Source organism: Gemmata sp., from assembly GCF_051859125.1.
In the GTDB taxonomy this organism is placed as follows: domain Bacteria; phylum Planctomycetota; class Planctomycetia; order Gemmatales; family Gemmataceae; genus Gemmata.
The window spans coordinates 1-21,612 of the sequence record NZ_JBHYGG010000032.1; the positions used below are offsets into that span (position 1 = coordinate 1).

General features: G+C 68.0%; 12 protein-coding genes and 1 pseudogene. 3 read left to right on the plus strand and 10 right to left on the minus strand.

Features of this window, described 5'->3' with window-relative positions; genetic code table 11:
- Window positions 1-76: 76 nt before the first annotated feature.
- Window positions 77-826 carry a transposase gene (locus ACTIGN_RS04570; protein WP_439621621.1) on the minus strand — a complete coding sequence of 250 codons (750 nt, stop codon included), beginning with the start codon at window positions 824-826 and terminating at the stop codon, window positions 77-79.
- 164 nt (window positions 827-990) lie between these two features.
- On the opposite strand from ACTIGN_RS04570, the gene ACTIGN_RS04575 reads away from it, so the two are divergent.
- Window positions 991-1,122 carry a hypothetical protein gene (locus ACTIGN_RS04575; protein WP_439621622.1) on the plus strand — a complete coding sequence of 44 codons (132 nt, stop codon included), beginning with the start codon at window positions 991-993 and terminating at the stop codon, window positions 1,120-1,122.
- A gap of 681 nt (window positions 1,123-1,803) precedes the next feature.
- Here the strand turns inward: ACTIGN_RS04575 and ACTIGN_RS04580 are convergent.
- The 8 genes from ACTIGN_RS04580 to ACTIGN_RS04615 form a co-directional block, all read right to left on the minus strand.
- Window positions 1,804-3,162 carry a DUF1552 domain-containing protein gene (locus tag ACTIGN_RS04580; RefSeq protein ID WP_439621623.1) on the minus strand — a complete coding sequence of 453 codons (1,359 nt, stop codon included), beginning with the start codon at window positions 3,160-3,162 and terminating at the stop codon, window positions 1,804-1,806.
- The gene (locus tag ACTIGN_RS04585; RefSeq protein WP_439621624.1) at window positions 3,159-5,744 is read right to left on the minus strand and encodes a DUF1592 domain-containing protein; all 2,586 of its coding nucleotides are present in this window, start codon (window positions 5,742-5,744) and stop codon (window positions 3,159-3,161) included. The genes ACTIGN_RS04580 and ACTIGN_RS04585 overlap by 4 nt, the downstream gene beginning before the upstream one ends.
- 68 nt (window positions 5,745-5,812) lie before the next feature.
- Window positions 5,813-7,336: a hypothetical protein gene (locus ACTIGN_RS04590; protein WP_439621625.1), complete on the minus strand. Its 1,524-nt coding sequence runs from the start codon at window positions 7,334-7,336 to the stop codon at window positions 5,813-5,815.
- 168 nt (window positions 7,337-7,504) lie between these two features.
- Window positions 7,505-8,899, minus strand: coding sequence for a sulfatase family protein (locus ACTIGN_RS04595; protein WP_439621626.1), 1,395 nt, complete (start codon window positions 8,897-8,899; stop codon window positions 7,505-7,507).
- Window positions 8,900-8,951: 52 nt separating this feature from the next.
- Window positions 8,952-12,269, minus strand: coding sequence for a DUF6288 domain-containing protein (locus tag ACTIGN_RS04600; RefSeq protein WP_439621627.1), 3,318 nt, complete (start codon window positions 12,267-12,269; stop codon window positions 8,952-8,954).
- A 34-nt stretch (window positions 12,270-12,303) separates the two neighbouring features.
- Window positions 12,304-13,521 carry a sialate O-acetylesterase gene (locus ACTIGN_RS04605; protein WP_439621628.1) on the minus strand — a complete coding sequence of 406 codons (1,218 nt, stop codon included), beginning with the start codon at window positions 13,519-13,521 and terminating at the stop codon, window positions 12,304-12,306.
- 32 nt (window positions 13,522-13,553) lie between these two features.
- Window positions 13,554-14,957 (minus strand): DUF1552 domain-containing protein, encoded by a 1,404-nt coding sequence (locus ACTIGN_RS04610; protein WP_439621629.1) that lies wholly within the window; start codon window positions 14,955-14,957, stop codon window positions 13,554-13,556.
- A gap of 2 nt (window positions 14,958-14,959) precedes the next feature.
- The gene (locus ACTIGN_RS04615; protein ID WP_439621630.1) at window positions 14,960-17,524 is read right to left on the minus strand and encodes a DUF1588 domain-containing protein; all 2,565 of its coding nucleotides are present in this window, start codon (window positions 17,522-17,524) and stop codon (window positions 14,960-14,962) included.
- Window positions 17,525-18,385: 861 nt separating this feature from the next.
- Between ACTIGN_RS04615 and ACTIGN_RS04620 the strand changes: the two genes are divergently transcribed.
- Entirely contained in the window at window positions 18,386-18,721 is a 336-nt protein-coding gene (locus ACTIGN_RS04620) for a hypothetical protein (protein ID WP_439621631.1), read from the plus strand.
- A 932-nt stretch (window positions 18,722-19,653) separates the two neighbouring features.
- Here ACTIGN_RS04620 and ACTIGN_RS04625 read toward each other — a convergent pair.
- Window positions 19,654-20,807, minus strand: a protein-coding gene (locus ACTIGN_RS04625) for an IS3 family transposase (protein WP_439621632.1) whose coding sequence is annotated in 2 segments (ribosomal slippage) — window positions 19,654-20,540 and window positions 20,540-20,807 — 1,155 coding nt in all. Because the reading frame shifts where the segments join, the coding sequence is not laid out codon by codon here.
- 328 nt (window positions 20,808-21,135) lie between these two features.
- Here ACTIGN_RS04625 and ACTIGN_RS04630 point away from each other — a divergent pair.
- Window positions 21,136-21,612: pseudogene (locus tag ACTIGN_RS04630) on the plus strand (hypothetical protein); the annotation flags it as partial.

Below are 21,612 nucleotides of genomic sequence, written 5' to 3' on the forward strand. Positions count from 1 at the left end.
ACGGCCCACGTCTACCCGACCAGCCTACGGGCCGGGGCCGAGGTGCTGGCGGGCTCCAACCCCGCACGCACCAGATTCACCTGGGTTCGCAACAGCTGTCCACCAGCGTCGCCGCGTCGCCCTGGTCCGCCGAGTGAACCGCCGCTGCCAGCACCAACCCCGAGTCCAGGTCGACCGCGTGTTCGGCCTTGTACGCCAGGTGCGTCCGCCCGTCCTTCATCTTCGCGATCCGGCTGTCCGCGTCGGTCGCCGACTTCCACTCCTTGTTGGACCCCTTCTTCGGTCGCGTCCGGTCGAACCGACGCAGGTCCTCGTCGGTCGGGTTCTCGATCCCGGCTTCCGTCGCCAACCGCTTCAGGTACGTCCTGTAACCCTCGCCCGTGTCCTTGCGGACGATGGCCCGCATGGCCGCGTTGGCCTCCAACGTCGTCGAGTCCACGCCCACGGTCTTGCCCTTCAAGAGCTCCTTGTCGTGGGCGATCGCCAGCACGTGGGCGAACACCCGCTCGTGGATCACCTCGGGCAGACGCTTGCGGATCTTGGTCAGGCTGGAGTGGTCCGGGGACGCCTCGCCGAAGGGGATGGCGAGGAACGCCCGCAACGAGAGGCTGTCGGCGCACCGCCAGGCGATGCCGCGCTGCGAGTCGATGCCCTCGAAGTACCCGACGAACAGCATCCGGAAGTAGGTTCCCGGCGGCACCGACGGGCGTCCCACCTCCTCGGCGTAGTGGGGCCGGCACAGATCCTCGACGAACCGGTCGAACTCGGACTCGGCCAGGATTCGGTTGAGCCGGTCGTAGAAGGCGTGGCCGGGGGATCGGGGCAAGTCGGCGGACGTGACGAACAGTTCGCCCTGGTGAGATGACCGACGGCGACCCAAAGCCATGGCGACGACCTCAACCCGTGATACTCCTCTGACGCGCGCCAACACCAAATAGTTGCGCCTTTTTCAACGGCCTGCCAACCCTCAACCGCACGCCGCAGTACAACGTGGCGTGGTCGTTCGGCCCGGCCGGCTTCTACACGAAACTGGAGAAGAGCTACGCGAAAGATGCGGACCACTTCCTGACCGTTGAGATGGGCGGGAACCTCGTCAACCCACTCACCCCGGCGGGGGGCTGACCGACCGGCACCCCGCAGCGTCGAGATGATCGAGGGACGGTCTCAGAGCATTCCACACGATCCGGCCCTCGTTCACGATTTCATGGGTCAACTTGCAACGGTTGAGCGTGATTGCAACGCTTGGTCTTGAGCAGGATTTGCCTTGAAATGTGGGCGCCGGGAGATCTCTCAAGGGATCTCACAACTCGGTTCGGGACCAAGAGGCCGCAGGTTCGAATCCGGTCAGCCCAACTCGGTTTCTGTTCCTCGCCGATAGCAGTTTCCGCTTCCCCACCGACGGTCGGTGGTGTGGCCTGAGAGCCTTGGAAATCCAGTACCGTGCTGGAATGGATCGGCTTTCCGCGATCCCCGCACCATGCCCCGTAAGGCCACCCCCAAGTACGGCCTCCACAAGACCCGCAGCTGCGCCGTGGTCGCGATTAACGGTCGTGACCACGACCTCGACGCGTACGACTCCCGGAATCGTGGGAGAAGTTCCACCGCCTCGTCGCCGCGCCGAACACCTCGCCGAGCGCCGCGAATCCCTCCCCCGGTCGTCGCGGATAGTCCCTTCGCCGTCTCCGAGTTGGTCGTCCCGCTGCCGTGCAGCGAGGCCGCGCACTTGAAGTTGGTGTTGCCACCGGTGGTGAAGGCCAGAATGCGGACGGTGAGGAACGGGACCGTGGCGGTCGCCGACCGCCCTCACCGGTTCAGTTCCGTCATCGCGCCCGTGCTGTCGGCGAACTTGTCGACCGGCACGTCGACGGCGTTCAGCATGGAGACGAACAGGTTCGCGAGCGGCACCTTCTTGGTCCCCTCGAAGGCGTGCAACGCGCCGTGCCGGAACCCGAGCGCGCCTCCCCCCGCGAGTTGGAGCGGGTAGTTCTTCGCGCTGTGGGACGCGTGCGGGTGGGCGGACCCCCACAGTACCAGCGTGCGGTCGAGCATGGTGCCGTCGCCCTCGCGCGCGTCCCGCAGGCGCTTGAGGAAGTAGGCGTGCTGTTCGGCGCGCCAGCGGTCCCAGTGGCCGGACTCGACCGGCCGCTTGTGGGCGAGGTCGTGCGTCGCCCCCTTGTACCCCAGCGCGTGGGTCGCGTAGTTCCACGTCGCGCTGTCGGAGGAGTACTCGCTCTCCAGCATGAGCGTCGCGAAGCGGGTCGAATCGGTCCGGAACGCCAAAAAGATCAGGTCGTACAGGCAGCGAATGTATTCCTTCGGGTCCGTCTGGGGCGCCGCGAGGTTCAGAGCCTTCGCGTCGACCTTCGGCAGCGGCTGCTGGGTCCACTGGTTCGTGCGCTCGACCCGCTTCTCGATCGCGCGGACGGATTCGAGGTACTCGTCCAGCGTCGCGCGGTCCTCGCGGCCCAGGCGGGCCTGGTAGTCGCGGCTGTTCTCCCCCAGGAGGTCGAGGACGCTCGCCTCGCGCTTCAGGCGCGCCCGCACGGCCCCGACCGACTCGCCCTCGTAGGGGGTGAAGAGGCGGCTGAAGATCTCGTTCGGCTTGTGCAGGGCCGGGATCGGGCGGCCCGGCCCGCGGTGCGAGAGCGTCTTCGACATCCCGTACGAGCCGGTGCCGCCCTCGGTGCCCAGCACCAGCGAGGGGTAGCGCGTCAGGTGCCCGTGCGTGTTGGCCGCGGCCTGGTCGATCGAGATGTTGTTCTGCTTCTCCTTGTTGGTCATGTCGGCGCCGGTCGCGAACACGTCGCCCGAACTGTGCCCGCCCATCGTCCAGCCGCCGGCGTGGTCGAGGCCGCGCAGGTAGCTGACGTGCTCCTTGAGGTCGGCGAACGGCTGGCTGGACTTGTTGAAGGTGAGCGGGCCGGGGTCCTTGCACGGCCACCAGCTCCACTCGTCGTGCGGCTTGTCGCGCCCGTCCGGAACGCCGGTGGTGGCGTTGGGCATGTAGGCCCCGTAGGCGAAGTAGCTGACCAGCATCCGCTTCGGCGGCGGGGGCGCGCCCGGTCCCGCGCGGCCCATCGCCTGGAGCAGCGGGAGCGACAGCGCGACGCCGCCGCCGCGCAGCAGCTCTCGGCGGTCCAGGTGCCACGGTTTCGCGGTCATGGCTTGTTCCTCTCCTCGGTGCTCCGACGAAACGACTCGTGCTGACAGACGGCCACGATCATGTCGCGCATCCCGTACCCGTCCTTCCCGACCCCGGCGAGCATGTCCTCGACGGCGAAGCGGTCCCGCCACGTCAGCTCGCGACCGAGACCGTACCCGTAGAGCCGCCGCAGCACGTTGCGGGCGACGTCGCCCGTGCGGTCTTTGAGCAAGTACGCCTTGAGTTCGGTCATCCCGTCGATGCTCGGCCCGCCGGGCACGCGCGAGTCGGCCCCGACGGTGACGGTGTTCAGCGCGTTCACGTACGCGGCGTAGCCGTCGAGGTTCTTGTGAACGGCCGCTTTAAAGGGGCTGACGCGGGTCCCCTCTTTGGGGACTTTGGGCTGGAACTTGCCGATCGCGTTGTACTGCTCGAACGGGATGCCCCACGGGTCCAGGCGGGCGTGGCAGGCGTTGCAACTCGCCTGTGTTCGGTGCCGGGCCAGGAGCGCCTTGATGGTGGCCGCCTTCTCGGCCGACGCGCCGGCCGTATCGACGAGGGCGGGCACGTCGGCGGGAGGGGGCGGTACCTCTTCGCCGAGGATCGCCTCGCGGAGCCAGACCGCGCGGTAGATCGGGTGCGGGGCCGAGCCGGTCCCGTTGCCGATCAGCACCGACCCGTGCGTGAGCAGCCCGCCCAGCCGGTGCTCGGGCTTTACGGGCACCGGGCGGATCTCGTCCCCCTGCACCCCGGGCACGCCGTAGTGAGCGGCCAGCGGCTGGTTCAGGCAGGCGAAGTCCGAATCGACGATCTTCAGCGCGCTCGCGTTGCCCCGGATCAGGTGCGCGACGAAGGCGACCGTTTCCTCCACCATGTAATCGCGGATCGTGGGCCGGTACGGTTCCTCGGTGCCCGCGCGCTCGCCGAGCGGGACGTAGTACAGGAACCGGGGGAACAGGTCGCGGTTGATGGGCACCGCCCGCATCTTGTCGATACTGAGCCACTGCCGGCTGAACTCGCGGACGAAGTCCCGCGACCGCGGGTCGGCCAGCATGCGCAGAACCTGCTTCTCGACGACTACGGGCTTGTCGAGCTCGCCCTTCGCGGCCAGGTCCAGCAACTCGTCGTCGGGCATACTGGCCCACAGGAAGTAGGACAGCCGGCTGGCGAAGGCGTACCGCTTCTCCTCCGGGCCGGTGGGCGCGCCGTTGTGCATCAGGAACTGGGGCGACACCAGCGCCAGCGCGAGCGTCTCCCGCAGCGTGGCCTCGATCGTTTTCAGTTCGGGCTTCAGTGCGGCGTAAATCTTGGCGAACCGGGCCACCTCGTCGTCCGTGGCCGGGCGGCGGAAGGCCCGCGACACGAACCGTCGCAGCACCTCGCGGACGTAACGCTCCGGGTCCGCCTCGCGCAGCGGCGAGTCGAACAGGATGCGCGCGTGGTGCTCGGGCGGCCACACGTCGGCCAGGGGCGCCTCGAACTCGATCCAGTCGACGACAGCGATGGGGAACTCGCGCATCCGCGGCTTGCGGAACCCGTTCTCGTCGTTCAGCGTGCCGTCGTCGTACAGGTTCTGCGGCGTGATCGTCAGCGCGTCGGGGAGCGGCTTGCCCTTCTGGTTGCGGTTCGTCTCGACCGGGAAGTTCTCGAGCCGCCCGCGGAGCTCGTACACCGCGGGCTTCGCGCCCGCCTTCAGCCGCACCGTCCCGACGGGTTCGATCCGCCGGGTCGAGAGGTTCACGTTCAGCCCTTCGCCCATCACCAGCCGCAGCGGCATCTCGGTGACGCCCGGCGGGAAGACCGCGGACGCCTGGAAGCGGATGCGAAACGCGCCCGTCCTGGGCACGCCCGTCAGGGCCATGCCGGTGCCGACGTTGAACCGCCCCGAAACCCACGGGCCGAGCTGATTGGGGTCCAGTCGGTCGTCGGGGCTGGGGACCGGGTCGGGCTTCCACTCCCGGCGCGCCTTGAACGGGGGCGGCTTTTCGGGGTCCACGATGGCGCTGGCCAGTGCGCGCCGGGCGGCCGCCCGGTAGGCGTCGAGCTGTTCCGGCCCCAGCCGCATGAACTCGGCGGTGTTCGTGAAGGTGTACGGCTTGAACGGGTCCTTCGGCAGGTCGTCCGCGAGCTTCAACTCGAAGCCGAGGAGGTCGCGCATCGTGTTCTGGTATTCCACGTTCGTGAGTCGCCGCAGGTGGGACGGCGCGGGATCGTCGGCCGGTTTGCTGACGCGCCGTGCCTCGTACCGCAGGGCCGCCCGGATCCACTCGGCGACGGCCTTGCGGTCTTCCGGCCTGGGTTGGTCGTCCGTCTCCGGGGGCATTGCCCCGCGCTCGATCATGTCGAGAACCTTGTCCCACCGCCTCGGCCCAGCCCCGGCCGAGGGGTCGCTCCGCAGTGTGTGCAGTGTCACTCCGCCCTTGCCGCGCTGCGGGCCGTGGCAGTCGACGCAATACCGCTCGAAGAACGGGGCCACGACCCGCCCGAAGGACGCCTCGCGGTCGTCCGCCGCGGGGGCACCCGAACTGCAAGCCACGACCGCCACGGCCGCCGCAACCCACCGGAGCGTGTCCCAAGTTCGCGGGCTCGTCGGGGGTCGCATGAAAGGCTCCGGGTGTCGAGGGAGGCGTCGCGTGTTCGACTGGGTCCGGTGGTCCTCTGCCGCTCGCTTCACTCCTTCACCCCCTGCCGGGTGACGATGGGCACGTACCCGATCTCGAACCCCTTCGGCGGGGTCACGAGCACCGCGGGGTCGAGGTCGGCGAGCGTGCCCACGGTCGGCGGGGGCAGGTACTCGCGGCCCTTGGTCCAGTTCTTGTGGAGCAACTCGACCCGCTTTTGGAGCGCCTCGCGCTCGGCAGCGGTGAGGTCGGCGTTGAGGAGCGCGGGCTGGTCCGCGAACCGGTACCAGAAATAGGTCACGGTGCTCCCGTCCCCGAGCTTGGCCTCGAACGGCCCGGCGGCCGGCCCCGGCTTCTTCCATGAGCTGCCGGCCTCGTCGGGCGTGACGTAGGGCTGTTGCGGGGCCTTGCGCGGGCGCGGGAACTCGGCCCTCGCCAGCCCGGTTTCCGCGGGCACGTCCTTCGCGCTCACGACCGCCCAGCGCTCTTTGTCCTTCTTGTCCCTTTCCAGCCGGTAGTACTCCGGCAGCGTGACGAGCGCGTCGCCCTTCGTGGCGGCGTCGCCCCACTTGTAGCCGTAAGTCGTCTCGTCCAGCGCCGCGGGCGTAGCGAATGAGTTCCACACGAGCGGCGCGCGGTTGTCGCGCGCGGTGCTGGGCGTGTAGATCCGCCACGTCGCGCCGCCCTTGCTCTCGAACGTGTGAACGGCCGCGGCCTTCGGGTCGATGCGGCCGGTCGCCTCCTGCCCGCCGGCGAACCACGCCTGCACGCCGTCCCACAGCGCGGCCCGGCCGTACGCGGTCACGCGGTGGATCAGCGGTGCGTCCGCGCCCGGCTTGCCGGGGAACTGCGTGGGCGCGACGCGGGCGTAGGTGTCGCCCTTCGCGTCCTTCCCTATGAGCGCGGGGACGTGCTGCGTCTCCATCTGGATCGCCTTGTTCGGCTCCGAGGGCCGCGCGTCGAGGAACTTCCCGACCAGGTCGGGCCGCTCGAGGGTGGGCTTGGACCAGAAGTGCGGCACGAAGAACGCGACCGGCCCTTTGAAGTTCCCGGTGTTGAGGAACAGCGTCCACGACTGGTCGCCGGTGGGCACGTCCTTACCGGCGGTCGTTGTCTTGCCCGCGGTGAGCGGCAGCGGCAGGTAACCGTAGCCGAACAGCTCGCCCGACGTGCCCTGTTTCAGGTTGAGGCCGTCCGGGGGCCACAGCACCCACGGGCTGAGTTGCGCGACCGCGTAGTGGCCCTTCGGGTTCTTCCAGTCGCGCCCCTTGCCGGCCCCGGGGCCGTTGGCCCACTCGACAAAGTTCAGCGCCACGCCGCCCGTGATGAACTTGGGCGTCTCGGTGGCGAACCGGGTGTCGCGCCACCAGCCGAGCCCGCCCTCGATGTCGGAGTACGCCTTCTCGGGCTTCGGCCCGTCGAACTGCGAGAACATCCAGGTGCCGAACAGCCCGCTCTGGAACTCCGGCCCGGGGTAGTTCTTCAAGAGCGGCCACGCGGCCACGTACATCGAGAACCCGCCGTTGTACTTCGCATCCACTCTTGAGTGCGGAACGAGGAGGTAGCCGGCCATCTCCGCCTTCTGTGGCGGCACGGGGTCGGCCGCACCGGCAGGGGGCGACCAGAGCAGGAGTGCCAGGCACCCTGCAACTCGGCTCGAATGTTTGATCATGTGTGCTCCGTAGCCGGTCGCCCCGCTGCCCGATTCAGCAGCGGGTTGTGACCGGTGCAATCGGGTCTCCTACTGCTTCAAGAACGCGGCCTCGAAGGCCTTCGTCTGCGGGTCTTCGGTTTGTTTCATGTGCGCGAGCAACTTCTTGCTCAGGGCCGCCAAGTCGGCGGCGTACTTCGGGTCGTTGATCAGGTTCTTCCGCTCGGTCGGGTCGGCCGCGGTGTCGAACAACATCAGCGGCTCGCCCTCCACCAGTTGCTTCACCCGGGCCCGAACTGTCGGTTCGGTTGAGGCGTTCATCGCGGCAAAACTGAGCCCGCTCATCGCCTCGACCCGGAACCGGTCCGGGCCGCCGGCCCACGCGTGGAACATCAGCGCGCGGTCCTTGGTGCGGACGCACCGCTGGGCGAACGACTTCCCGCTGCTGACCGTGTTGACGTGCGTGACGACGAAGTCGCGGTCGGGTTGCGTCTCGCCCTTGAGGAGCGGCACCCACGACCGCCCGTCCATTCCCGCCGGCGGCTTCACGCCGAGCAGTTCCAGAACCGAGGGCATGACGTCCACGCTGCTGACGAACGCGTCTCGTGTTTGCGGCTCCCCCGCGCCGGGGACGCGGATCAGCACCGGCGACCACGTGCCGCTGAAGTAGACGGTCGCCTTCGAGAACGGGAACGCCATCCCGTGGTCCGACAGGAACACGACCACGGTGTCCGCGTCGCGGCCGGCCGCGGCCAGTTCCTTCATCACCAACCCGAAGGCGACGTCGAACCGGCTCACGCTGGAGTAGTACTGAGCCACCTCTTCCCGCACGCGCGGGAGGTCTTCGAGGAACGCCGGCACCGTCACCTCGGCCGGCTTGTACACCCGCGCGCCGTCGAGCGGTTCGTCGGCCTTCGCCTTGGTACCGGTCCCGGTGATGAACGGCCGGTGCGGGTCGCAGATGTTCGCGTTGACGAAGAACGGCTTCCCGGCCTTCGCGGCGTCGGCGAGCATCTCTCGGAACTTCTCGGCGAACTTCGTCGGCTGCTTGCCGAGTGCCTGGTCACCGGCGGCGTGCCACGGGAACTTGTCGGCGGGGGCCATGTGAACGGCCTTGGCGATGACCCCGGTGTAGTACCCGGCGTCTCGCAGCACCTCGACGAGCGTCGGCACGTCGCGGCGGATCGGGTCGAACCCGAGCGCGCCGCTGCGGTGCGGGGCGCGCCCGGTCATGAGCGCCGACCGGCTGGGTTGACAGATGGGCACCGTGACGTGACCGTTTACGAACCGGTGCGCGCCCTTCGCGAACGCGTCCAGGTTCGGCGTCGCGCCGAGCGTGTTGCCGTTCCAGCCGCCGGAGTCCGCGTTCATGTCGTCCGCGGTGACGACGAGCAGGTTCAGCGGTTTCGGCCGGTCCGCGGCGCGGGCCGGCTCGCCGGGACCCAGCACCAGGAGCACGCACGCGAAAGCGATGCGGAGCGACATGTCGCGAACCTCGTCCGGACTGCGGTGACGGTTCGCGGCGCGAACCGGGAGTTCACTCGGCGGGCTTCTTGTCGCACAACTTCTTCATCGCGTGGCCCATCGCCTCGCCGATCAGGTAGTAGGTCTCGGCGTTGCTGTTCCAGTGGTAGCCCTGCTTCGTCGGGGACGCCGACTCCGCACGCCAGAACTCCTTCGTGCCCACGAACGCGACGTTGCCCTGAAACTCTTTCTGCCCGGCCACGGCGGCCTGCGCCTTCATCAGCGCCAGCGCACGCGGGTGCTTCTCGTCCGGACCGGTCATCCCGGTCTCGGCGATGACGAACGGCAACTTCTCCGCGCCGAGATCCTTGCGGATGTCGCGGATGAAGTGCGCCATGTTCTTCTCGTACTCGTCCACGAACGCCTGGTTGATGCGGTCGTTCCACCCCTGGTGCCAGCCGAATCCGGCCAACTCGTAGCCGCGGTCGCCCAGCTCCGGGAACTCCTTCTTGAGGTCGCCCAGAACCGCCTTGGTGCGCGTCACGACCTCCGTGTAGTACGCCCCCACCTCGCCGCCCGCGCTCGGCGGGCGGAAGTCCTTCGCAAGGCTCTTGCCGCCCCACGCCAGCTTGACGAGCAGCACCGGCTCCTCGTACGCGTCCCCGATCACCCACCCGAACCCGAGTTCCGGGCCGATGCGGTCCTCCTTCACCCCGAACCCGGCCGTCAGCCGGCCCTTGCGGTCGAGGTAATCAATCCACACGTCGTCGCGGACGGCCCACTTGCCGTCCACGGCCAGGAGGTGCTTGAACTTGTCGGCCGTGGCCTTGTCCTTGGCAGCGTACTCCAGGCTGCCCTTGCCCTCGTTCCGCTTCGGGTCGGCGGCGATGAACCCGTGCCCCTCCATGTTCGACTGCCCGGCCAGAATGAACACTTTCACCGGTGCCTTCGTGGGGTCCGCCTTCGCCCCCTTCTCCTGGTCGAGGCGTATGAGGACCGGCGTGTCCGTCGCCTTCTCGATGGCACGGATCGTGTCGCGCACGCTCTTCGCCTTCACCCGCATCAGTTCCTTGGGGAAGTTCGGCTCGTCCTTCTCGAAGTACGTCTCCAGTTTGGTCAACTCCGGCAGGAACGCCTTCGCGTGGGTGCCGTAGGTGAGCAGGATCTTCATCAGTTCCGGCGTCCGCTCCTGGCTGTCCCACGGGTTCTGGTCCCGCGCGTATTGCACGCAGGCGCGGATGCCTTCCTCGACGCGGTGTTTCGCGAGCAGGCGAAGCCCCTCGACGCGGATGGTGTCGGCGAACATCTCCCCGCTCGGGGCCGGTTCAAGGATCGCCCGGTGGATGGCCGGCAGAAGCGGCTTGATCTCTTTCGGGGACAGGTTCCGGTAGACGGAAGAGAGACTGCCGCGGGCGCGACCGTCCTGGTTCTTCAACCCGGCTCGCACGGCTTTGTACAGGGCCTCGCGATCCACCCCCTCGAGTGACCCACTGAGCATGCCGCCGTCTTCAGAATCGAACAGGGCGAAGGCCAGGTATCGCTGCTGCATGCCGCGGGGATCGTTGACCTTGTCCGCCTCGGTGAGCATTTCCATTAGTTTGGGCGCGGCGGACTTGGCGGACGGTCCGACTTTGGCCAGGGCCTCGGCCGCCTTGATGCGGAGCCAGAGGTCCTTGTCCGTCAGACATTTCCGCAACGCTTCCACCGCCGGCTCGCCGCGATCCCCGAGCGCAATCAAAGCTTGGCAGGCACCATAGCGAGCTTCGAGGGCGGGGGCGTCGAGCGACTTGAGGAGCAGCGGAACCGGGAACTCTTTGCGGCGGGCAATCGCCATCGCGGCCCGCTGGCGGACGACGGGCGACCAACTGCCGAGACGCTCGACGAGTTGATCCTCGCTCAACTTGTCGTATGCACTGGTGCGGTCTTTGTTGTTCCAGCCGCGGCCGTCGGCGATCACGGATTCCGCCACCGCGGCGCCGAGGGAGTTGACCACGCTTTTCCCGCCGCCCGTCAGGCGAATCTTCTTGAGTGGCATCGCGTAGGCCAGCAGGTAACCTCCCGTGCTGTCCCAACCCTCGTAGCTGTCTTCTTCCGCTTCCGGCGGGCCTTGGTGAGGGTAACGGCCATCCCAGCGGCGGGCCAGGTCGAAGTACCAGGTGCCGAACTCCTTCATCCACGCGCCCGTGGCTTTCGGACCGGACAGCGCGACCCCGGGCATGGCCCACAGGATGTTGAAGTAGTTGCCCGTGTGTCCGCAGTCACGCTCCGCCCCGTGCGAGGCGACGCTCATCCGTGAGAAGAACTTCGCGCCGTTTGCTTCACCGAGCAAGTGGAACAGGACGGCCCCCATGCCGCTCTTCCCGTTGTCGTCGTGGGTCTCGGTCCACGGGTGGTGGTCGCCGTACGGGATCGCACCCTTGCCGAAGTAGAATCGCAACAATTTGGCGCTGCGCTCGATGGCGTCGCCCACCTCGGTGTCCTTCACGCCCGCCTCTCGGGCCAGCACCAGGGATATGGTCAGCACCAGTCCGGGGGAGTTCATCATCCCGTATCCGCCCAGACGGCCGTCCGGAATCGCGAACTGATGGCCCCAGGATCCGACGGCACTTTGCCCCCTGGCGGTTTCCAGCGCGAGTCGCTTCAGTCCCGGCAAGACGGACTCGTCGCCGCTTGCCAGGACGTACTCCGAGACCAGCAGGAGGCAGTAACCGTAGTACCACGATTGCATGCTCCTGTCCGAATAGCTTGCCGCCCACTCGGCTTCTTTCTTGACGAGCGGCAGGTAGTCGGGGTTTCCGCCGGCCAGCAACGCAAGTGCGTTGAGCGAGCGCGGAATGGCGTCCATCTCGGCGTAGGCCGGTTTCGCCATGCGCGTGGCCAGTGCCTTGCACCCTTGTTCGAGAAGGAGCTTCGATTTCGCACATTCATAAGGCGCGGTTTCGCTGTAGCTGCCGAGCACCGGAAGTTTGAGAACCACCTCTTCCGTCGTTCCTGCTCGCCAGCGAGTGAGTGCGAGTTTCCCGTCACTGGTGTCCGATTCGGCAGCCGTGATCGCCTTGCCCAACTCCGTACGCGGATCGTAGGAAAACGCCTTGCCACCGACACCGAGGATCACGTCGCCGACCTTGAAGACGCCGTCGGCCGGAGAACCTTGATCCACTTTCGTGACGGAAACCTGGCGAGCGTCCGTGGTCACCATTTTGTCGCAGAACATCCAGCCTCGTAAGCCCGTGGGGCCGAGGTTCCAATCGTGCTTCGCGGCCTTGGGGATCTTCGCGCCTTTGGTGAAGTCCGGCACGGTCAGCGGCCCGTCCGGTGCTGCCGTCGCCGGGCTCGCCAGAGCGACCATGATCAGGGTGCCGGACCAGAGTGCAAAGGGTTTGAACGCCATTGTGTGATCCTCGGAGTTGAGTGCATCGGCTTCACTACTTCGGTTGTTGAGGCGCGTTCTGCCTGACCAACGCTTCGGCGAACGCCTTGCCGATGGGGGCGAGGATCTTTGCCGCCCCGAGGTAGTGGTACCCGCCGTTCGACACACCCGCCTTCAGCCGCTTCAGCTCCTCCGGCTTGAACTGTTCCTCGGCCGCCTTCTTGCGGGCGGCCTCCTTCGCCTCGCGGGTCAGCTTCGGGTCCTTCTTGAACTCCGCGTCCAGCTTGCCGTTCAGCCGGTCCATCCGCTCCTTCAGGGCGTCCAGCTCGTCGTCCCAGAACGGGGCCGTCTCGACGGTGAACACGTTCCCCTTGAACTCGTCGAGCGTGCCCGGCTTCCGCTGGGCCTCGCGGAAGTTCGCCATCGGCGGCTTCTTGCCCTTTTCCGGGCCGTCGATGCCCATCACCCCGATGACGAACGGTAGCTTCGGGGCGGACAGGTCTTTCCGCACGTCGCGGACGAGGTGGGCCAGCAGGTCGGCGTACGGGTCGTACCCGCCGGGCTTCGTGCGGTCCGGGTACACGCCGCCGTCGACGTAGTCGTTGAACCCCTGGAACCAAACGAACCCCGCTAGCTCGTACCCCTGTTTCTCGTCGTAGTCGGGCGCCACCCGCTTGATGTCGCCGAGCACTTTCTTCACATGGGCGATCATCTCGCGGTAGTAAACGCCGGTCGCCTTCACCTTGTCGGCCTTCACCTTCTCGATGTCGTCGCCGCGCTTCTCCCGCTGGGCCAATTCGGCCTCGCTCCACTCGAACGCCCCGCCGCTCGGCGGTCGGAAGTCGGTATGCAGGCTGCGGCCGCCCCACGACGTCTTGATAATCAGCACCGGCTCGTTCAGCCGCTTCTCCATCGTGATCCCGAACAGGTACTCCGGGCCGATCCGCTGGCCCTCCGTGCCAAACGCACCGAAGCCGGCGGTGAGTTTACCCGTCTGCTCACGCAGGTCGTCGTAGGCGTTGCCCTGGCAGCCGACGGAGGTGATCCACACCCTGTCGCACACCTTCGGTTTGCCGTCCTTGTCCCGCATGTCCTTCAGCAGCGGGGCGGTCCTGGGGTCGTCGGCCAGGCTGTCGAAGGTGGCGATGCTGGCGTGGCCCTGCATGTTCGACTGGCCGGCCAGGATGAACACCTTGAGCGGTTTGTCGGCGGCAGGGGCGGGATGCGCCAACAGGAGAGCCGCAACGACGGCTACCAAGATTCGGGCAGGCATGAGAGACCCCGCAGGTGGACGGTGGTTCTGATTCAACCGAGGAACTGTTTGATGGCCCCGGTCTGGTCGATGCCAAACCGAGCGAGCCCGGGGTCCGGGTCACCGTAGTGCTTGACCGGGTTGCCGTACGCGTTGAGCAGCGTGGTGTACCAGTTGCCGAGCGTCTTGTGCCCCTGCTCGCCGTAGTTCGGCAGCCGGATGTACCGCCCGCGGATGTCCAGCTTGGCGTTCTTCCCGGACAGCACCACGAACGGGTACTCGGTTCCTTGCGAGTGGTGCGTCTCGCCGTTGTCCGGGAAGTAGAAGATCATCGTGCTGTCGAACACCGTGCCGTCACCCTCGGGGGCCTTCTTCAGCCGGCTGGCGATGGTGTCGACGAGCGTCATGTGCTGGCGGCGGACGGCGAACCGCACCTCGTCGGCGGTCAGCTTGCCGACCGGCTTGCCGTGGCCCACGTCGTGCAGGTTCACCTTCTCGGTCTCCATCCCCGCGAGCCCGGTGTACTCGTGCCCGAGTTCGTCCACCGTGAAGGCGGCCACGTTCGTCAGCCCGGAGACGAGGGCGGCCAGCAGCACCTCGGCGTGCCCCCGCTGGCGGTCCACCGTGGTCATCTCGTCGGCCAGATACCTGGCGTCGAGTTTGGGCGCGTGCGGGCGGATGGCGTCGGCCATCGCGTCGACCTTGCGGTCCCGCTCGCGGACGGCCTCGAGCGAGTCGGCATAGCCCTGCACCTTCGCCCGCTCGCCGCCCGGTGCGGTCTCCGCCAGCTTCCCCTCGCGCCGGGCGGCGAACTCCAGCCCGCTCCGCCCGAGCCGCGCCCGCGCCCGCACGCCCTCGTCGGTCGACACCGACTTGAACAACTCCTGGGCGGCCACCTTGGGCGAGCCGAAGGCGTAGTTGGGCTGCTGCGGGCCGCGGGCCGAGAACCCGGTAGCGATGCCGTTCAGCGTGCCGCGGGCGTTCCCCCCGCCGAGCGGGAAGCACGCGAACTCGACGTGCTCCATCGGCGACGGGAACAGCTTCGCTAGCTCGAAGTCGACCGTCGCACACTTGATGGAGCTGACCCGCTCGTTGGCCTTGAACGCGCCGAGCGCCGAGCACCAGGTGTGGTGCCCGGTGGTACACATCTTCCCGGACAGGCCCTGGAGGATGGTCAGGTCGCCCTGGTGGGCGGCGACCGGCTTCATCCACGCCGGCAACTCGTGCCTGGCCAGGTCGAGGTTCAGCGCGCCCTTCTTCGCCTCCGCCGCGGCGTCGTCCTTGCCGAGCGACGGCGGCACCATGACCGACGGGAACAGACCGTTCCCCTTGTGCAGGAAGATGAACCGCATGGGCGGCTTCCCGCCGGCCGGTCTCGCCCAGGCCGAGCGGGGGGCGAGTGCGAGTCCGGTGGCCCCGAGGGCGGCGGTCGCCATGAAGTCGCGGCGGGTGGTCATGCTCAGTTCCCCGGGCGTTTGCGGTAGATGAAGGAGTCGGACGTCAGCAGCGAGAGGACGACGGCCTTGAAGCTGCCGCCGCTGTTCAGGTAGGCGCGGTCGGCGTCGATCAGCGCCTGCGCGTCGGACGGCAGTTCGTTGCGGCCCAGGAAGAACCGGAAGGCGTGGCGGATGATCGACTGCCGCACCCGGTCGGACTTCGCCAGCCGGTCGATCAGGTCGAACGAATCCTTCACCTCGCCGTCGAGCTTCGGGTCGCCCGTTCCGGTGAGAACCCCGGTCGGGTCGATCGGTTTCGTCTTGTACGCGTCGAACGTGGACTTGCCGTTGCCGGCCTTGATCAGGTTGTCGGGGTGTTCGAGCTGCTCCACCGTTCGGAAGCGGCCGAAGTCGTCGAACTGCTCGAGCGGGTAGCCGAGGTCGTTCATGCGGCTGTGGCACTTGGCGCACGCCGCCGCCTTCGTGACCGCGCCCACGCGCTCGCGGAGCGTCTTGTGCGGGTCGTCCGGCACCTTGGCGTCGACGGTGATGGGCACGTCCGGCACCACGCCGGCCAGCAGCTTCTCGCGGATCCACCGCCCGCGGCGGATCGGGTCGCTCGCGGTGTTCGCCGAGAACGCGACCAGCCACGCCGGGTGCGTCAGGATGCCCTTGCGGTTGGCGACCTGGAACGGCTGCTCGACCGGGTAGTCCCAGTACGCGGGTGCGTCCTTCGGTTCCTTGAAGTTCGGGGCCTCGACGCCGAGGTAGCGGAATCGGTTCGGGATCGGCGGCAGGCTGTAGCTGGGCGAGTGCTCGTAGGAGTACCCGTGGGTAAACGGCCCGCGGGTGAACGGCGTGCGGCCCTGCCCGAAGAAGTCCCGGAAGTAGTACATGTGGGAGAGGAACGACCGCTTCTCCTTCCACAACTCCTTGTCCTTGGTCCGCGGGTCGACGATCTTCGCGGCGACGAGCATCTTCTGGTGCTCGGCCATGACCTCCTCGGGCTTCGTCTTCCAGGGCGTGTCCTTGAGCGTCTCGTACACCCGCTTCCAGTCGGCGATCAGAGCCCGCCCGGCCTTCGTGTCCAGGTTGTGGTACACGAAGTACTCGTCGGAGGTGAGGAGCCGCTCGAACACCCGGGTGTCCCGGTCCACCTGCGAGATGACGAACTCGTCGGCCTCCTGGATCAGCCAGCCGGGCGACCCCAGGTGCCCGCGGTCCGGGTTCTGGTAGTAGCCGCCGCTCCGCGGCACGTCCTTGAACACTTTCGCGGCGGCGGGGTAGCCGAAGAACTCGCGGAAGAACCGCACCAGCTTCGGGTGGCTGGTGACGTGCGAGCTGATGTGCATCCCGTTGAGGGACCTGTCGACCTGCCCGCGCAAGTAGTTCTTGTCGGCGAGCAGGCGGCGGACCTCCCGTTCGTAGTCCGCCTTCGTGCCCAGCTTCCCCGTCGCGGCGGCCTTGAGCAGTTCCGCGTCGGGCCCGCGGTCGCCCAGCGCGTACGCGATGGCGTAGGCCGCTTCCCGCGGTGCCAGCGGCAACCGCCCGTGTTCGTCCGGCCTCCCCGCACCGAACTCGAATCGGTACACGAACTCCGACTCCAGCAGCACCGCCTTGAGAACCTGCCGCAACCCTTCCGCGTTGCCGGCGATTTTGATCGCCTCGCGACCGAGGTCGACGTACTGCGCGAGTTCGAGATCGGTCGCCTTCCGCCGCAACGCCAGGCTGAACTGCAACTGCACGGCCGCACGGATTTCGTCATCCGCCGCCGGGCCCTTCTTGGTGACGACGGCTTCGAACGCGGTCGGGGTGGTCTTCGGGTACCACCGGTCTTTCGGGTCGTTCGGCCCCGCCTTCGGGTCGCCGGCCTTCACCCGAGCCGCCTGGAGTTGCTTGGCGGCGATCCACTCGGCGTTGCCGAGCATCACCAGGAGGTGGCCGCCGTCGAGCGGGGTCAGGTCGTAGTACCGCACCCCGGAATGGTCGGGCAGCACGAACGGGTTGGTGACCCCGTAGAAGCCGGACCGCCGGAAGCCCTCCCGCTCGATCCCCTCCAACTGAAACACGTCCAGTACGCGCTCCTCGAACATCTGCGGGCTGACCAGCCAGCGGCGGGCCGGGGTGAAGGGCTTGTCCTTGTTCGACTCGTCGAACAGGGCGGCGTGGTCCACGTAGTTTCCGGCGTCCGGGTACGGCAGCCGGTCGTCGAGTTTGGACGCCTTGTGGGTGCGGAGTTCATTTCGCACCCAGGCGGCCAGCGTCCGCAGTTCGTCAGCGCCGGGCTGCGCGACGCGCGGGGGGGGCATCATTCTGTGGAAGAGCTGGTCCTGGATCTTGTTGAGTGCCTCGAGCCGAGCGCTCGGTGTGAGCTTGTCCAGCGCGGTCACGTCGACGTCACCCTTGCCGCCCTCGGCGTGGCAGTCGGCGCAGTGGGCGGCGAGCACGGCCCGCACCTCCTTCGGAACCGCGAACGCGGCCGGCCCGTCGCCGGCACGCGCAGTGGCGGTGCAGGTCAAGAGCGCCAGCGCCGCCCAGAGGACCGGCGAGAGCGACAGCGGGTACGAGCCGCCGAAAGGTATTCGCATCGTACGGGGTCCGTGAGCCGGAGGCGGGAGGAGACGCAGGGTGTATTACTATCTTGATGCGTCTGGCTATTGTTGCCAAGAAAAACGGTAACGATTTTGGGAACGCAGCATGAATCGCGAGCCGCGGCATGGGTCTGATGCGGGATCTGCAGTGGCCCTCCAAGCGCCACACCGAGGTTTACGCCGGCATCCAGCGGTTCGCGGAGGAGCGGGGCGGGTCGCGGTCATCGACGAGGTCGTGGCGATCACGCACGCACCGTTGTTGCCCAGCACGCCGACCGGCTATCCCACGAGGTTCGGATGCCAGACCCGCTCCGCGCTGACGTAAAAACGGACCGGGTGCAAAGCGGACGTGCTGGCGACAGTACGCGACGCCGACCCTCTTCGAAGGATCGAAGGACCGGCCCCGGCAACGGACCTCGCCACCCGCCCGTGGTGCGCGGTAGGCTCAACCACTACGCCCGGAGCCGACACCGATGGACGACATCGCCGAGGGCGTACTCGCCTTCCTCCGCTGGGCCGACGCCCACCCGCTGCCGCCGGACGTACCCACGCGGGACGTCCTAACCGCCCTCCGGGATCGTCTCGACGCCGAAGCACCGGGCTGGAGGGGGCGGGCCTTCGGGGACGCACCCGGGGCCGGGGCTGTGGAGGTCGACCTCCACCTGCGCGGTGGGCGGATCGTAAGCGGGGCACTGGCCCAAAGGTCGAGCGGGGTCCGGGGCGGGGCCGCGTGATTGGCGGCCCGCGCCGCCACGGCGACGCCCGTCGCGGCACTACCCCGCCCCCAGGGCGGGTATCCGATCCGGCACAGGCCTTGCAACACCCTCACGGGGTCGCCCCAACCGAGGGAGCCAAAAGATGAGGCACATTCGATCACTGGCGGCGGCGGTACTCGCGTACGGCGGGTGCCTCGCGGCCGCGGCCGCCACCCCGGCCGCCGCGAGCGCCCAGGTCGTGTACGGCGACTACGTCGTCCCCTACGGGGCGTACTACGGGAACTACGGCGTGTACCCGGCCGGGGCCGGGCTGTACTCCCCCTACGTCGCCCCCACGTACCCGCTCGGGTGGTCCAACTGGGGCGGAAACACGACCCCCAGCGGGTACCCCCAGTGGTACGTGAACTACGCGCGGTGGAACCGCCCGTACTCGACGTACTACAACCCGTACCGCGGGTACTTCGGCCGGCGGTGGTAACCGGTCCCCGGCGATCTGCCGCAGGTCCGCGACCAGCGCACGCGACGCCAGAGCGACACCGGCCACAAGCGCCGGGCGGTCCGGGAGCCACTCCTCGGCCCACCACTCGGCCGGGCCGTCGGCGAGGACCGGCGCGTTCGACATCGCACTCGGCACGATGTACCGGGACGGCGGCACCCGGCGGCACCCGAGCTGCAATAATAGGTCGGCCAGCACCAACTGGGCCGCCTCGTCGGCTGATCGGTCGACCCAGGCGGCCCACAGCGACGCGGAATCCACCGCAGCGTCGGCCCGTGTATCACTCATCCACCTGTCCCGCCATGGCGTCGTCACGTGCTGCCTGCCGGGACACACTCGGCCTTTGGATCACCACTCGGGCGAGGGGCCGACGTCCAGGCGCGGGGTCGCCCCGCGGACCCGCGCCCGTTTGTCAGGCAGCACTTGACCCCGTGTCTCGCTGTCTGTGCTGCTCGGGACCGAGGTCACCGCCCATTCCGCGACAAGAGCACATGAGTCTGAGGTACTCCGCCCTCAAACCGAGTCGGGCTGGATTGGAGAGAGACAGGGGGAAGGGCAGGGCGGTCGCAGGCATTCTCTGCGCGCCCGACCGCTCATCGCTCTGCTATACGTTGCCAACTGGACAAACGACTGATTGTACCTTGGGCGGTGGGTAGACGCCCCCACCCAATCCTTGGTTCAACGGGAGCTGAGTCGTTGAAGTTCTCTACGAAAGGTGGACAGCAGGAATGCGGAACGGACGCCCGCTTCGGCCGGTCCCGGGGGCGGCGGATGTCGGGCGTCCACATCTGGGCGGTGCGGGTGGAGCGGAACGGCGTCGGCACAACGGTTGCACTCATTTCGCCGCCCACCGTCCTCTGCCCGGTACCTTCCCCAATGGAGTTCCCCACGAAAAACGGACACGGGGTTAAGGGTTATTGGGGGTTTGCGGCTTCGTAGTTGACCGGCGACAGGTAACCCAGAGCCGAGTGTCGCCGGACGCGGTTGTAGAACGTCTCGATGTACTCGAAGATGCTCGCCCTCGCCTCCTCTCGGGTGGCGTAGTCCTCGTCGTGAACCAGCTCCTTCTTGAGCGTCGCAAAGAAGCTCTCCATCGGGGCGTTGTCCCAGCAGTTCCCACGCCGGCTCATGCTGCACACGATCCCTTCCTCAGCCATGAGCCGCTGGTAGTGCTCGCTGGCGTACTGGCTCCCGCGATCCGAGTGGGCCACCAACCCAGACCCCGGGAGACGACGGACAACGGCCGACCCCAACGCGTCCACCACCAACCGGCTCGTCAACGTCCCGTCCATCGACCAGCCGACCACCATCCGGCTGAACAGGTCCTCCACCGCGGCCAGGTACAACCAGCCCTCACGAGTCGCAACGTACGTCACGTCCGCGACCCACGACGTGTTCGGCTCTTCGGGATCGAACTGCCGATCCAGGACGTTCCCGGCCACCGGGCGCGTGTGGTTCGAGTCGGTCGTCTGACGGAACTTCCGCTTGGTTTTCGCGGCGATCCCGGCGTCCCGCATGATGCGGGCGACCGTGTTGACGCAGCAGTCGTGCCCCCGGTCCGCCAACTCCGCGTGGATGCGGGGGCTGCCGGAGCGGGCCTTGACCTCGGCGTGAACGGTCTCGATCTCGACGGTCAACTTCACGCGCCGTTGCTCCTGCGGGCTGGTGTCACGAAGGAGCCAGGAGTAGTAGCCCGCGGTGGAGACACCGAGGGCGTCGCACACCCACGCGACGGGCCACGTGCCCTGGTGCTCTTCGACGAGGGCGTAGCTCACGGCGACTCCCGGGCGAAGAGAGCTGTAGCTTTTTTTAGGATGTCCCGCTCGGCCTTGAGGCGCGCGTTCTCGGCCCGGAGTCGTCGGAGTTCGTCCTCGGCGGGTGGGAGGTTGCCGTGGCCCGGGAACGCCTGGTCGGCGTCCGCTCGGAGGGCGTGCTTCCACCGCCGGAGCAACTCGGCGGCGATGCCGAGGCTTCTCGCGGCCTCGGACACGGACTTCCCTTTCTCGGTCACCAACTTCACCGCCGCGATCTTGAACTCGCGGGTGAAGGTTCGTCGTGCCTCTGCCATCGGGGCTCTCCTCTGCGGTAAGAGTACCCCTTAACTTGGTGTCCGCAACTCGTGGGGAAGTTCACCAATGACGCCGCCACTCCGCTCGCCGGACCGCCTGCTGGCGCTGGCCTCACGACGACCACCCGCGCGCTGGAGGACGCGGGCAGCCGGGTGAGCACGTTCCTGCTCCTCCAGGCCGGCACGAACGCCGCGATGGGTGCGGTCGCGGCCGTCGGGTTGTACTTCATCGGGGTGCCGTACACCGCGCTGTGGGGGCTGCTCACCGCCGTGCTGCGGTTCGTGCCGGGCGGAGGCCGGTGCCGGGGACGAGCCCGCCGCGCCGGCGATGCGGGTGATCGGCTGCTCGACGCAGGGCGAGGCCGACCGGCTGGCGCTGGCGATGCTGCGCGACGTGGCCCGCCCGGAGAGGTGCGAGGTCGAGGTGGTGCCGGCGGCACAACTTGTCGCGGCCGTGCGGGAGCGGGCGCGGGGCGACGAGGCCGTGTGCATCGGCGCGGTGTCGCCCGGCGGGCTGGCGCAGGCGGCCGGGCTCATCAAGCAGGTGAAGGCGGGGGTGAAAGGCGGCAAGGTGCTGATCGGCCGGTGGGGTCTGACCGGCGACCGCGCCGACACCGAGAAGTTTCTGACCGCCGGGGCCACGAAAGTGACGTGGACGCTCCGCAAGACGCTGGCCGAGTTCGCCCGGGCGGCGCGCCGCCGAGGCCGCCGAAGGACGCCGCCGACGCGCCCGCCGAGCCGGGCTAGGCGCAATGCCCTTCAGTTAAGCGGAAAGCCGGTGCCTCCTTGGTATTGTGGGGTTGCT

What these genes read in the sequence shown, in the direction of transcription:
- ACTIGN_RS04620 (WP_439621631.1), top strand. Translation starts at nt 18,386, where the DNA reads ATGAGGCACATTCGATCACTGGCGGCGGCGGTACTCGCGTACGGCGGG.
- ACTIGN_RS04580 (WP_439621623.1), bottom strand. Translation starts at nt 3,162, where the DNA reads ATGACCGCGAAACCGTGGCACCTGGACCGCCGAGAGCTGCTGCGCGGC.
- ACTIGN_RS04605 (WP_439621628.1), bottom strand. Translation starts at nt 13,521, where the DNA reads ATGCCTGCCCGAATCTTGGTAGCCGTCGTTGCGGCTCTCCTGTTGGCG.
- ACTIGN_RS04595 (WP_439621626.1), bottom strand. Translation starts at nt 8,899, where the DNA reads ATGTCGCTCCGCATCGCTTTCGCGTGCGTGCTCCTGGTGCTGGGTCCC.
- ACTIGN_RS04600 (WP_439621627.1), bottom strand. Translation starts at nt 12,269, where the DNA reads ATGGCGTTCAAACCCTTTGCACTCTGGTCCGGCACCCTGATCATGGTC.
- ACTIGN_RS04610 (WP_439621629.1), bottom strand. Translation starts at nt 14,957, where the DNA reads ATGACCACCCGCCGCGACTTCATGGCGACCGCCGCCCTCGGGGCCACC.
- ACTIGN_RS04590 (WP_439621625.1), bottom strand. Translation starts at nt 7,336, where the DNA reads ATGGCCGGCTACCTCCTCGTTCCGCACTCAAGAGTGGATGCGAAGTAC.
- ACTIGN_RS04615 (WP_439621630.1), bottom strand. Translation starts at nt 17,524, where the DNA reads ATGCGAATACCTTTCGGCGGCTCGTACCCGCTGTCGCTCTCGCCGGTC.
- ACTIGN_RS04585 (WP_439621624.1), bottom strand. Translation starts at nt 5,744, where the DNA reads ATGCGACCCCCGACGAGCCCGCGAACTTGGGACACGCTCCGGTGGGTT.